This window comes from Mycobacterium helveticum (genome assembly GCF_007714205.1).
GTDB classification, from domain to species: domain Bacteria; phylum Actinomycetota; class Actinomycetes; order Mycobacteriales; family Mycobacteriaceae; genus Mycobacterium; species Mycobacterium helveticum.
Map to the genome: position 1 here is coordinate 25,576 of NZ_VMQU01000049.1, position 12,617 is coordinate 38,192.

The following is a 12,617-nucleotide window of genomic DNA, read 5'->3' on the forward strand; positions in this document are numbered from 1 at the left end:
GGTCGGTGGTCGGTCGATGACCCGCCCGCGCGGCCGGCAGGAAGGACTCGCAATGGTCAAGGTTTTCCTGGTCGACGACCACGAGGTGGTGCGCCGCGGCCTTGCCGACCTGCTCGCCTCCGACCCCGAGCTGGAGATCGTCGGCGAAGCCGGCTCGGTCTCGGAGGCGAAGGCCCGGATACCGGCGCTGCAGCCCGACGTCGCCGTGCTCGATGTGCGCCTGCCCGACGGCAACGGCATCGAGCTGTGCCGCGACCTGGTGTCGGATCACCCGGACCTGCGCTGCCTGATGCTGACGTCGTTCACCTCCGACGAGGCCATGCTCGAGGCCATCCTGGCCGGCGCCAGCGGCTATGTCGTCAAGGACATCAAGGGCATGGAGCTGGCGCATGCCATCAAGGAGGTGGGCGCCGGCAAGTCCCTGCTGGACAACCGGGCGGCCGCCGCGCTGATGGCCAAGCTGCGCGGCGCGGCCGAGCGCGAAGACCCGCTGTCCGGGCTGACCGAACAGGAGCGCACCCTGCTCGGGCTGCTCAGCGAGGGGCTGACCAACAGGCAGATCGCCGCCCGGATGTTCCTCGCCGAGAAGACGGTGAAGAACTACGTGTCCCGGCTGCTGGCGAAACTGGGCATGGAGCGGCGCACCCAGGCGGCGGTGTTCGCGTCGAAACTGGATCGGCGTTCGGGCGCGCGACCGGCGCAGACGCCGACCGATTGACCGGCGCCCCCGCGGCGGAATCGGGCTAAGCTGCCCACAGGCATCCCATGCCGGGCGGCGCGTCGCCGCTGCTCCCCGGCGCACGCTGCCGGATGACTGTTCTTGTCTGGAGGTGTCGGGTCAGTGGCTGGCGAGGAACGCGGCTCGGCTTTCGCCAGGCTGGGTCGGCGCGGGCTGGTCGGCAGGATGCACGAGCAGCTCGACGAGTTGCTGGCCGCGCGCGACCAGATGGAGCAGCTGCTGCGCGTCATCGTCGAGATCGGTGCCGGCCTGGACCTGGACGCCACCCTGCGCCGCATCATCGCGGCGGCCCGGGAACTGACCTCCGCCCCCTACGGCGCCCTGGCCATCCGGGATTCCGGCGGCAACCTGGTCTCGTTCGTCCACGCGGGGCTCGACGAGGAGACGGCCGCGCGCATCGGACACCTGCCGGTCGGTAAGGGCCTGCTCAGCCTGTCGCTGATGGACACGCCCGTGCTCCGGATGGACGACCTGACCACGCACCCGGCCGCCGTCGGGTTCCCCGAGCACCACCCGCCCATGCGGGCCTTCCTCGCCGTGCCCATCACGATCCGGGAGACCCTGTTCGGCAACCTCTATCTCACCCACGACGACCCGGCGCGGCTGTTCTCCGAATCCGACGAGGTCGCCGCCCGCGCGCTGGCGTTCGCGGCGGCGGTCGCCATCGACAACGCGCAGGTTTTCGAACGCGAGCGCACGGCCGTCAAGTGGATGGAGGCCAGCCGCGAGATCACCACCGCGCTGCTGTCCAGCACCGAGCCGCACCGGCGCCCGCTGCACCTGATCGCCGAAAGCGCGCGGGCCCTGACCGGCGCCGAGCAGGCGATCGTGCTCGTCCCGGCCGACGCCGACGTCCCCCGCGACGAAGTCGACATGCTGGTGGTCTCGGCCGCCGTGGGAGTCCACGCCGCCGACGTGATGGGCCAGCAGATCCCGGTGGACACCTCGACCTCCGGCAGCGCCTTCCGGTCCGGGGAACCGGTCATCACCGAGTCGCTGCGGTACCCGATCCAGGCGTTCACCGACGTGGGGCAGCGCCCGGCGATCGTCATGCCGCTGCGCGCCCACGACGAGGTGGTCGGCGTGCTCGCGATCGCCCGCGGCGCCGATCAGCCGCCCTTCGACGAGAGCTACCTCGGCCTGGTCAGCGATTTCGCCACCCACGCCGCGATGGCCCTGGTGCTGGCGTCGGCCCGCGACGACGCGCGTCGGCTGACCATCCTGGCCGAGCGCGAGCGCATCGCCCACGACCTGCACGACCACGTCATCCAGCGGCTGTTCGCGGCGGGCATGGACCTGCAGGGCACGCTGGCCCGGGCGCGTTCGCCCGAGGTCGCCGACCGGCTCAACCGCACGCTCGACGATCTGCAGACCATCATCGAGGAGATCCGGACGACGATCTTCCAGCTGAAGACCCCGGCGGGCAAGAACGGCGACTTCCGGCACCGCATCGGGCGCGTGATCGCCGACCTGACCGAGAACCGGGACGTCGTCACCACCGTGCGCATGCACGGGCCGATGACCGCGGTGGACGGCGAACTGGCCGACCACGCCGAAGCGGTCGCCGCGGAGGCCATCAGCAATTCCCTGCGCCACTCCGGGGCGTCGCGGCTGACCGTCGAGGTCAGCGTCGGCGACATGTTCGTCCTCGACGTCGCCGACAACGGTTGCGGCATCCCCGCCGACAACGACCGCAGCAGCGGGCTTTCCAACATGAAACGCCGCGCCGAGCAACTCGGCGGCGCCTGCGAGGTCACCAGTTCGCCCGAGGGCGGCGCCCGGGTCCACTGGGTGGCCCCGCTGACGGGTTAGTGACCAGGGCCGACCGCTGACCAACGACGGGCGGATGAGGCCCAACGGCCCCTGTCCGGGCGGGCCGCGCCGTAATAGTGTCAGGGATCTTCAGCGACCACGCGGTGGAATGGGCGGCGAGGAGTGCGACATGACGGACAGGTCAACGGAATTCGGTGTGCTGGTGGGCGTCGACGGATCGGCGGCATCCGATGCGGCCGTGGCCTGGGGGGCCCGCGAGGCCGCCCTGCACCGACTGCCCGTCACCCTGTTCCACGCCGTGCAGCCCGTCGTCGTCGGATGGCCGGTCGGCCAGCTGTATGCCGACATCCCCGAATGGCAGCAGGAAGAGGCGCAGCGCGTCCTCGAGCAGGCCCGCGCGGCGGTGCCGACCGGCCCGGGCGGTGCCGAGCCGCCCGGGATACGCACGCAGCTGGTGTATTCCGGCGTGGTGCCGGCCCTGGTCGACGCCTCGGCGGGCGCGCGGATGGTCGTGGCCGGCAGCCAGGGGATGAGCGCGCTGGGGCGCCTGCTGCTGGGTTCGGTGACCGCGGGTCTGCTCCATTACGCGCGCTGCCCGGTCGCGGTCATCCGTTCCGGTGCCGCCCCCGATCCCGGCTTGCCGGTGCTGCTCGGGATCGACGGGTCGCCCGCATCGGAGGAGGCGACGGCCCTGGCCTTCGAGGAGGCCTCCCGCCGCGGTGTCGGGCTGGTGGCGCTGCACGTCTGGAGCGACGTCGCGGTGTTCCCGATCCTCGGGATGGACTGGCACGAAAGGGAAGCCGAAGGCCAGGAGATCCTCGCCGAGCGACTGGCCGGCTGGCAGGAACGGTATCCCGACGTGCGCGTCGAGCGAAAGCTGTTCTGCGACAAGCCCGCCCATTGGCTGCTGCAGGAATCGGAACGCGCTCAACTGGTCGTGGTCGGCAGCCGGGGCCGCGGCGGCTTCCCCGGCATGCTGCTGGGTTCGGTGAGCTCGGCCGTGGCGCAGTCGGCGCGGGTGCCGGTGATCGTCGTGCGCTGACGATCGGTGCCCTCGGCATCTGGACTGCCCGCGCCTCAGCGCACGACGAGCACCGAACACCGGCCGCGCCCGCGCTGACCGGCCGGTCCGACGATCCGGGCGACCTTGTCGGCGTCGGCGGCGCCCACGACCGCGAGCCGGACGGATTCCTGGGTGTGGGCCAGGAACTCGGCGGCGCCGCGCCGCGCGGCGGCCGGCATCACGTGCACCTCGGGATAACGGGAGACCCACGGCCCGAGCCGATGATCGAGCTGGCGGTAGGGGATCTCACCGAGTCCCCACCGCCACGCGCCCATTGCCAGCACCGGCGCCCCCCGCAGCCGCGCCTCGCGGAATCCGTGCTCGAGCACCGCGTCGTTGCCGGGGGAGTCGTCGACGACAACGGCGACATATCCGGACTCCGGCGCGGACTCCGGCGCGGAGCCCGGTTCGGCGGCGTCGCGGTCGCACCGGATGATCGCCACCGGGCACTGCGCGTGGCGGGCCACGGCGTCGGCGGCCGAGCCGAGGACCTTGCTGGCGATGCGCCCGATGCCCACCGACCCCACACAGACCATCGCCGCGCGCCGCGACTCGTGCAGCAGGACGCTTTCCGGTGTCCCGTGCGCGATGTCGCATTCGACCTTCACCTGCTCGCCCAGGCCCTGCAGTGCCGCGTCGGCGGCGCGCAGCGACGTTTCGGCGTATTCGACGTCGAGGTCGTCGTCCACCGCGTCCCCGTCGGCATGCCGGTCGGGAACGGCGTGCACCAGCCGCAGCGCCATGTTGCGCCCGACGGCCTCGGTGACCGCCCACCTGGCCGCGTTGATCGCCGCGTCCGAGCCGTCGATACCGACCACGATCCGCTGTGCGGGCTGCGGATGGTCCATCGCGTCCTCCCGGTCCGTGGGCACCGGGGCGTTTCCCCGGGCCGCCAATTCGTGACACTATGCGCGTGTCACTATGTGCGTGACACTATGCGCGTGACACTATGCGCCGGTTCCCCCGCACGGCAGGGCCGTTCGACCCCCAATCGGCGGGCGATGGTCACCCGGCGGCGGGCCTCACCCGATCTCGACGGTGTGCCCGGGCAGCAGCTGGTGCACGCGGCCACGGCATTCGACCAAGACCGCTCCGGTGTTCTTCGCCTCGGAGGTCAGCGCGCCCGCCCGTCCACTGATCTTCAGGTGCAGACGCTGCCCCCGATACAGGAACATCGCCCCGCGATGCCCGGCCCGGCGGGCTTCGGGAAGCCGTCGATACCGGTATTGCAGCAGCGAGCGGGCCACGTTCGGCAGGCGCACGCTCAGCACCGGGGAGACGAACAGCGAGTCCCAGAAGACGTGCCCCCGATAGGCCTCACCGTGCAGCCCGCGGGCCGGGACCCCGGCGTCGAGGTCGGCGGGTGCGGCGAGATGGTCTGCAGCAGGTGCACCAGATGCAGCCGGAGCACCCGCAGAGCCACGGTGTGGTCGGACAGCGTTGTCGGACAGCCCGACGTGGCAGTGTTCCCACAACCGGGCCCACGCCCGGGCGTGCCGATGATGAAGGTCGGCATATCGACCCGCCGCCTCGAGGTGCTGCCGCGCGGCGCTCGCCGGCTCGGAGATGGCGGCATCCTGCCGGTGAAGATGGTCGCGACCTTCTCCACGGTGACCGGCGCGTATCGCGAGTCGGCCCGCACGTCGTCGGCCAGACGGTGCTGCGCGCGGCCACCGCGATCGCGATGCGTGATTGCGACGTCCGGGTTCGCAGGATCACCGAGTCGGAGCCCATCTCCTCGATCGCCGATTCGGTCAGGTGGATGCTCGACAGCGAACGGTAGCGCTCGACCATGGTGTTGCCCACGGCTCCGTCCAGCAGTGAGCGGAATTCGACTGTGCCCAAACAGTTCTCGGCGTCGAGCGTGGTCCGCATGGCGACCACGTGGGGCTGGTGCATCGACGCGAACCGCTGCTGGGCCAGCGTCGTGATCTGGCCCGCACTGTCGCGGAACCGCAGCGTTCGGGTCGGCGTCGCGTGCCGCAGGTCGAATGTCTGCCGATAGGAGAGCAGTTCGACGTCGTCGATGTGAAACCACGCGCCGCCGTTGATTCGGAAGGTCAGTGCCAGCCAGTTGGGCAGGTTGACCAGGCTTTCGTTCTCGATCGTGCGGCCCGCGATCACGTCGGCCGGCTCGTTGTAGACGCCGGCGGCGTACGTGCCCGGGAATGCGACTCGGATGCCGCCGCCTCCGGGGCGCAACCGCGGGTGGCGACATAGCCGTTGCCGACGGTGCACAGCGCTTCGCGCAGCCGCTCGCTACCGGCGTCGTAGCCCTCGTAGACGAGTTCCCACGGAGCGTCGGGCTCGGCGGCCGCGTCCTGCAGCAACAGCGCGCCCGACGGGCGGTCGCCGTCCTCGTCGTGGTGCACCACGATCCCCACGCCATCGAATCGGACCGCGTCCAGGGCGTCTTCGTCGGTGATGTCGTCGCCGATACAGATCGGCAGCACGGCATCGGCCCCGTCGGCCCCGTCGGCCCCGTCGGACCCGTCGGACCGGTCGATGTGGTCGAGGAGCCACTTCAGCGTGGTGCCCCTATCCCAGTCGACGGCCGGGCGCAACTCGATGACCTTGCGGCCGGCGCTGACCCGCAGCCCCTCGGAGCGCGCGCGCCCGCGCACCGCCAAGATCACCCGGTCGACATCGTCGGGACTGGCATTGCGGTAGTGAGCGGCCACCGCAAAGCGCTTGTTTTCCAGCATGATTCCGGGCACGTCGTGCAGAGTCTCCGCCAACCGGGCGGCGGCGGCCTCGGCGTTCTCGTGGCGGGTCCCGTCCGGTGCGGCCAGTTCGAAACCGTGGCTGCCCGCGTACCACAGTCCGTCGACGCCGACCCGCGCGCGCACGTCCGCCAGGTCCCGGCCGCTGATCACCGCCACGGGGCAGAGCGCGGACAGCGTGCGCAACGTGTCGGCGGCGCCGTCGACCGGCGTCGCCGCGTCCGGCTGCGCGACGATCTCCGAGAGCGTGCCGTCGAAGGCGAGGAACACCGCGGGTCGCCGGCCGGCCACCAGTTCCCTGAGCTGGCTGTAGGCCTGGGCGGCGTCGGCGATGCCCGACAGGGCAGTGCCGGCGGGCCGCACCGAGATCTCCGCGAGGTCGGCGACGACGGTGTCGGCCCCGGCCGACATCGGATCTGCGGCATGGCCGTTGCGCTGCAGACCGATTCGGTCACCCGGGTGACGATGCCACAGGGGCGTCCGCGATCGAACCCGGGCGAACCGATCGGGGCCCCTTGTCCACCCGGTTGAGGACTAAAGCCTCATGTCCGACGGCCTTTCGCGCCATAGCCTTTTCACCGAGCGAGGGGAGTACGACATGTCCGCACCCGCCAACCGATACGGGATACTGGCCGGCGTCGACGGATCACCCGCGTCCAACGCGGCCGTCTGCTGGGCCGCGCGTGAGGCGGCGCTGCGCCACGTGCCGCTGACCGTGGTGCACATGGTCAATGCCGCCGTGCCGATGTACCCGCAGTTCCCGCTGTCCTCCGGTGTCTCGGCATGGGAGCAGGAGGAGGGCCGGCGCGTCCTCGAGCACTCGGTCAAGATCGCCGAAGACGCCGTGCCGGCCGGTCGCAAGATTCCCGTCGCCGGCGAACTCAGGTGCTCGCCGCCGGTGCCGACGCTGGTCGACATGTCCGACGACGCGGAGATGCTCGTCCTGGGCAGCCACGGGCGCGGCGCGGCGACGCGGGTCCTGCTGGGCTCGGTCAGCTCGAACGTGGTGCGCGGCGCGCGCTGCCCGGTCGCGGTGGTCCGCGACGAGGACCCGCTGATGCCCCATCCGGGGCAGGCCCCGGTGTTGGTGGGGGTCGACGGCTCGCCGGCCTCGGAGCTTGCCGTGGCCATCGCCTTCGACGAGGCGTCCCGGCGGGGCGTGGACCTGCAGGCGCTGCACGCGTGGAGCGACGTCCAGGTCTACGAACTGCCCGGGGTGGACTGGGTAACGGTCAAGGCCGAAGCCGAGCGCAGCCTCGCCGAACGGCTGGCCGGCTGGCAGGAGCGCTATCCGGACGTCACGGTGCACCGGCTCGTCGAATGTGACCGCCCGGCACCGCAGTTGATCGAGAAGTCGGAGGGTGCCCAGTTGGTCGTCGTGGGCAGTCACGGCCGGGGCGGGTTGAGCGGCATGCTGTTGGGGTCGGTCAGCAACGCCGTCCTGCACTCGGTCCGCATGCCGGTGATCGTGGCGCGGCCGCGTTGAGGCCATGGCTGGCGCGACGGGCACGCACACCGCGACGGCGTCGGGTCCGGTGAGCATGACCGCGGCGCCCTACGCGGAGGTACGCGAAACCCACACGGGTGTCGTCGTGCTGGCCGGCGACCGCGCCTTCAAGGCGAAGAAGCCGGTGCTGACCGACTTCCTCGACTTCCGGACACCGCAGCGGCGCGAGCGCGCCTGCGCCCGGGAAGTCGAGCTGAACAGCCGCCTGTCACCGCAGAGCTATCTGGGCGTCGCCCACCTCAGCGACCCCGCCGGCGGGCCCGCCGAACCGGTCGTCGTGATGCGCCGCTACCGCGACGAGGACCGGCTGGCGTCGATGGTGGCCCGCGGCCCGGAAGAATCCGTCCGCGGCGTGCTGGACGCCGTCGCCGCGGCCCTGGCCGGCTTCCACGCCCTTGCCGAGCGGAGCCCGCTGATCGACGCCCAGGGCGAGGTCGCAGCGGTCGGCCGGCGCTGGGCCGAGAACCTCGCGGAACTCGAGCGCTATGCGGGCATGGGAGTGCCTGGTGTCGCGGCCGGGGAGGTGGCACGGCTGCGCCGTCTCGCCGAGGAGTTCATCGCGGGGCGTGCGCCCCTGTTCACCCGCCGCATCGCGGCGGGTCAGATCGTCGACGGCCACGGCGACCTGCTCGCCGACGACATCTTCTACGCGGACGGGCGGCCGGCGCTGCTGGACTGCCTCGAGTTCGACGACGAACTGCGCTACGTCGACCGCATCGACGACGCCGCCTTCCTCGCCATGGATCTGGAGTTCCTGGGCCGGGGCGACCTCGGGGACCACTTCCTGCAACGCTACGTCGCGCACGCGGCGGACACCGCGCCGCCGGTGCTGCGGGACTTCTACATCGCCTACCGCGCCGTCGTCCGGGCCAAGGTCGAATGCCTGCGCTACACCCAGGGCAAACCCGGGGCCGCCGACGACGCCGCCCGCCACCTGGACATCGCGGGCCGGCACCTGCGCAGCGGCACCGTCCGCCTGGCGCTCGTCGGCGGCAACCCCGGCACCGGCAAGTCGACCCTGGCGCGGGGGCTTTCCGAACAGTTCGGCGCGCAGGTGATCTCGACCGACGACGTGCGGCGCGAACTGCGCGGGGCCGACGTCATCACCGGCGAGTCCGGTGTCCTGGACACCGGGTTGTACAGCCCGGCGAACGTCACCACGGTCTACGACGTGGTCCTGCGGCGGGCACAGGAGTCGCTGGTCAACGGTCAATCGGTGATCCTCGACGGCACCTGGCGGGACCCGCAGATGCGCGCGCACGCGTACCGCGTTGCCGCCGAGTCGCATGCGGCGATCGTGGAACTCGTGTGCTCGGCGTCCACCGACCTGGCCGCCGGCCGGATCACGACGCGGCGACGGGGCAGTTCGGAGGTGACCCCGGAGATCGCCGCCGCGCTGGCCGCCCACGGGGCAGGATGTGCCGGATGGGACAGCGCACACCGCATCGACACGTCCCGGCCGCTCGAGCAGGTGCTGGCGAAGGCCCGTGGCCTCTGGGAGCGCGCGACGTTTCGAGCTGCGAGAGAGGAGCAGCGATGACTCGGCATTGGCTGGTGATGGAGGCGCCCGGCGAAGAGTCGCGGTTCGTCACCCGGCTGGCGGGTGCCGGCCGGCATCTGCCCGAAACACAGCTCACCACAGACGAATTGATGGCCACCACACGCCACCACACCCACATCGACCTGGAGCGGCTGACCGGGATCCGCGAACGCCGCGTCTCGGTCGGCGACGAGGACTCCTACAGCCTGGCCACCGCGGCGGCACGCAACGCGCTGGCCACCGCGCGGCTGGACCCGGCCTCGCTCGACGTGGTCGTCAACTGCAGCATCACCAAATTGCGCGGAGGTCTGACCCAATGGCTGGAGCCCTCGATGAGCAGCGCGGTGGCCCGCGCGATCGGGGCGCACCGCGCGATGACCTTCGACGTGTCCAACGCCTGCGCCGGGATGCTCACCGGGGTGACGATCGTCAACAACTGGATCCGGCAGGGCATCGTGGAGCGCGCCCTGGTCGTCAGCGGCGAATACATCTCCCAGCTCAGCCACAACGCGGCCCGGCACATCCGCAACATCATGAGCAAGGAACTCGCCTCGCTGACCCTCGGCGACGCGGGTGCCGCACTGGTGCTGGAGCGCGCTCCCGCCGGCTCCGCCGGCATCAGCCTGGCCGGGTTCACCACGGTCGCCGACTACAGCAGGCTCTGCCTGGCCTATCCGCGCGGTCACGACCCCGGCGCGCGGATGTTCACCGACTCCCGCGCGATCCAGCGGGCCGCGATGGACAACACCCCGGTCCTGCTGCAGGAAGTCCTTGACACGGCGGGGATTTCGATCCACGACATCGACCACGTGATCACGCATCAGACCTCCGCCCGTGCCATTCGCAAGGGGATGGCCGCGCTGTCGGAGTCCTTCGGCGACACGCCCCGCCACGACGCGGTGATCACCGTCGACCGCTACGGCAACACGGCCTCGACGACCCACACGGTGGCCCTGGTCGAGGAACTGGAGGCGCGGCACATCGCGCCCGGCGAGACGATCGCGTTGATCGCGTTGGCCTCCGGGCTGGAAATCGGCGTGGTCCTGGTGACCCTGGACGAGGAATTGGTGAGCCGCTATGGGCACGACGATTGATCGGATCGACATCGCGCGTCCCCACCGGGTGGCGGGGTGGCGTCATCGCCACAGCGCGCTGCACCTGGCCGTCACCGCGGCGAAGGACTGCCTGAATGGAGCTGGCTGTGCCGCAAGCGAATTGGACCTGGTGGTCAACGCGGGGATCTACCGCGACCGCAACCTGGGGGAGCCCGCCCTGGCGGCGTTGATCCAGGACGACATCGGGGCCAACCCTGAGGAGCCGCACGGCGGCGGGCACGGCACGTTCTCCTTCGACGTCGCCAACGGGGCCTGCGGAATTCTCACCGCCCTGCAGATCGTGGACGGGTTCCTGCGGGCACGCAGCATCCGCCACGCGATCGTGGTGGCCAGCGACGCCGACCCGGGGCACGGCCTCAGCGAGAACTTCCCGTTCTCTCCGGTCGGGGCGGCGTTGTTGTGCGGATGGTCCGACGACGACGACGGCCTGGGCCGCGTGTTCTGGGTGAATTCGGCGGAAGACGGTGAGATATTCTCCGCGACTGTGGGTTTCGCCGATGCCCGCAACGTGCTCCGAGTCGGCGAGTCGCCCGGGATGGACGAGGCGTTCGCCCTCGCCGCGGCCCGGGCGGCGGGCCGCTGCCTGGATGCCGAGTCCGCGGGGTTGACGGACGTCGACCTGATCGTCGCCGCCCCGCCGCGGCCGGGGTTCCGCGCCGCGCTGGGCGGGCGGCTCGGGTTTCCGGTGGAACGCATCGCCGTCGCCGGCGACGAGCGCATGCACACCGCCGCGCTGGCGGCCGCGTTCCAGGGGCACCTCGGGCGGCTCGCGGCGGCCACGCGGGTCCTTTTCGTCGCCGCGGGCGCCGGCGTCACCGCCGGTGCCGCGCTGTACCGCCAGCGGCCGGGGCCCGCGTGAGGAGCCGCATCGAGCGGATCGCCGTGAGCACCGGTGGCGGCGACGCGCCGGGGCTCAACGCCGTCATCAATGCGGCCACCCTGGCCGCGCGCAACCGTGGCTGGGAGGTCGTCGGGATCCGGGACGGCTTCAACGGCCTGCTGACCCCGGAAGACTATCCCGACGGGGGGCTGATCGAGCTGACCCGTGACCGGGTGCGCGGCATCATCCACCAGGGCGGCACGATCATCGGAACCACCAATCGCGGCAATCCGACGGCGTTTCCGGTGCACCGGCCCGACGGCACCTGGGTCGAGGTGGACCGGACGCGGGAGCTGATCGACCGGTTCGCCGAGCACCGCATCGACGCCCTGATCCTGGTCGGCGGCGACGGGTCGATGTCGATAGGCCAGCACCTGCACGACGCCGGGCTGCGCCTGGTCGGGGTGCCCAAGACGATCGACAACGACCTGGACAAGACGGTCTCGACGTTCGGGTTCGACACCGCCGTCGACTTCGCCTCCCAGTGCATCGACCGGCTGTTCACCACCGCCACGTCGCACGGCCGGATCATCGTCGTGGAGGTGATGGGACGCTACGCGGGCTGGATCGCCCTGAACGCCGGCATGGCGTCGGGGGTGCACGCGATTCTCATCCCGGAGATCCCGTTCGGTCTGGACCCGGTGGCCGCGTTGATCGCCGACCGCGAACGGCACGGCGCGAAGTTCTCCATCGTCTGCGTCGCCGAGGGCGCACGGCCGGTGGGTGGGGAGGTGTCGATCGTGGGCAGGTCGCCGGGGCAGGCCGAGCGGCTCGGCGGCATCGGCGCCAAGGTGGCCGCCGCGCTCGAGGAGATGACCGGACGCGAGGCCCGCACGGTCGTGCTCGGGCATCTCCTGCGGGGCGGTTCGCCCACCTCGTTCGACCGGTTGCTCGGGCTGCGGTTCGGCGGCGCGGCCGTGCGGGCCCTCGATGAGGGGCGCAGCGGGGTGATGGTGGCTCTCGACCCGCCGACGGTCGACTACGTTCCGCTCGCCGAGGCCACCCGGCGGCAGAAGACGGTCCCGCTGGACTGCGACTCGCTGCTGACCGCGCGCGACATGGGGATCAACTTCGGCGACGAGATGCCCGTGCACAGCACGATCGGGCGATGACGCGGGGACTCGGGAGGCTCAGGGGCTGGGGCGCTCAGGCCGCGCCACTGTCCTCATCCTCGTCGTCTTCGTCGTCGTCTTCGTCGTTGTCGTTGCGGCGCAGCAGTTTTTCGGGGTGCCAGTAGGTGTTGGTGCGGGGTTGGCCGCGCTCGAGGTGTGGGGGTG

General features: G+C 71.4%; 9 protein-coding genes and 2 pseudogenes. 8 read left to right on the plus strand and 3 right to left on the minus strand.

Features of this window, described 5'->3' with window-relative positions; all coding sequences use genetic code 11:
* Window positions 1-52 precede the first annotated feature (52 nt).
* From dosR to FPZ47_RS13455, 3 genes are all read left to right on the plus strand, one after another.
* Window positions 53-718, plus strand: coding sequence for a hypoxia response regulator transcription factor DosR/DevR (gene dosR, locus FPZ47_RS13445; RefSeq protein WP_144951993.1), 666 nt, complete (start codon window positions 53-55; stop codon window positions 716-718).
* A 186-nt stretch (window positions 719-904) separates the two neighbouring features.
* Window positions 905-2,551, plus strand: a complete 1,647-nt coding sequence (locus FPZ47_RS13450; protein WP_210419899.1) for a sensor histidine kinase — start codon at window positions 905-907, stop codon at window positions 2,549-2,551.
* A 130-nt stretch (window positions 2,552-2,681) separates the two neighbouring features.
* A complete protein-coding gene (locus FPZ47_RS13455) occupies window positions 2,682-3,554 on the plus strand; it encodes a universal stress protein (RefSeq protein WP_144951997.1) in 873 nt (290 codons plus the stop codon).
* Window positions 3,555-3,589: 35 nt separating this feature from the next.
* Here the strand turns inward: FPZ47_RS13455 and FPZ47_RS13460 are convergent, their stop codons facing one another.
* Complete coding sequence (locus FPZ47_RS13460) at window positions 3,590-4,447, minus strand: universal stress protein (RefSeq protein ID WP_246133411.1); 858 nt, start codon at window positions 4,445-4,447, stop codon at window positions 3,590-3,592.
* Window positions 4,448-4,681: 234 nt separating this feature from the next.
* Window positions 4,682-6,745, minus strand: a pseudogene (gene otsB / locus FPZ47_RS30640) (trehalose-phosphatase); the annotation flags it as partial.
* A gap of 151 nt (window positions 6,746-6,896) precedes the next feature.
* Here otsB and FPZ47_RS13470 point away from each other — a divergent pair.
* From FPZ47_RS13470 to FPZ47_RS13490, 5 genes are read left to right on the plus strand one after another with little or no spacing between them, the layout of a single operon-like run.
* On the plus strand, window positions 6,897-7,784 hold the full coding sequence (locus FPZ47_RS13470; protein ID WP_144951999.1) for a universal stress protein: 888 nt from the start codon (window positions 6,897-6,899) through the stop codon (window positions 7,782-7,784).
* A gap of 55 nt (window positions 7,785-7,839) precedes the next feature.
* A complete protein-coding gene (locus tag FPZ47_RS13475) occupies window positions 7,840-9,345 on the plus strand; it encodes a bifunctional aminoglycoside phosphotransferase/ATP-binding protein (protein WP_144952015.1) in 1,506 nt (501 codons plus the stop codon).
* Complete coding sequence (locus tag FPZ47_RS13480; protein WP_144952001.1) at window positions 9,342-10,439, plus strand: 3-oxoacyl-ACP synthase III family protein; 1,098 nt, start codon at window positions 9,342-9,344, stop codon at window positions 10,437-10,439. The genes FPZ47_RS13475 and FPZ47_RS13480 overlap by 4 nt, the downstream gene beginning before the upstream one ends.
* Complete coding sequence (locus FPZ47_RS13485) at window positions 10,423-11,319, plus strand: 3-oxoacyl-ACP synthase (protein WP_144952003.1); 897 nt, start codon at window positions 10,423-10,425, stop codon at window positions 11,317-11,319. Before FPZ47_RS13480 ends, FPZ47_RS13485 begins: the two co-directional genes overlap by 17 nt.
* The gene (locus FPZ47_RS13490; RefSeq protein ID WP_144952005.1) at window positions 11,316-12,452 is read left to right on the plus strand and encodes a 6-phosphofructokinase; all 1,137 of its coding nucleotides are present in this window, start codon (window positions 11,316-11,318) and stop codon (window positions 12,450-12,452) included. Before FPZ47_RS13485 ends, FPZ47_RS13490 begins: the two co-directional genes overlap by 4 nt.
* 34 nt (window positions 12,453-12,486) lie before the next feature.
* Here the strand turns inward: FPZ47_RS13490 and FPZ47_RS30645 are convergent.
* Window positions 12,487-12,617: pseudogene (locus tag FPZ47_RS30645) on the minus strand (hypothetical protein); the annotation flags it as partial.

Coding starts and splice junctions, on each gene's coding strand:
- dosR (WP_144951993.1), top strand. CDS start 53: ATGGTCAAGGTTTTCCTGGTCGACGACCACGAGGTGGTGCGCCGCGGC.
- FPZ47_RS13450 (WP_210419899.1), top strand. CDS start 905: ATGCACGAGCAGCTCGACGAGTTGCTGGCCGCGCGCGACCAGATGGAG.
- FPZ47_RS13455 (WP_144951997.1), top strand. CDS start 2,682: ATGACGGACAGGTCAACGGAATTCGGTGTGCTGGTGGGCGTCGACGGA.
- FPZ47_RS13470 (WP_144951999.1), top strand. CDS start 6,897: ATGTCCGCACCCGCCAACCGATACGGGATACTGGCCGGCGTCGACGGA.
- FPZ47_RS13475 (WP_144952015.1), top strand. CDS start 7,840: ATGACCGCGGCGCCCTACGCGGAGGTACGCGAAACCCACACGGGTGTC.
- FPZ47_RS13480 (WP_144952001.1), top strand. CDS start 9,342: ATGACTCGGCATTGGCTGGTGATGGAGGCGCCCGGCGAAGAGTCGCGG.
- FPZ47_RS13485 (WP_144952003.1), top strand. CDS start 10,423: ATGGGCACGACGATTGATCGGATCGACATCGCGCGTCCCCACCGGGTG.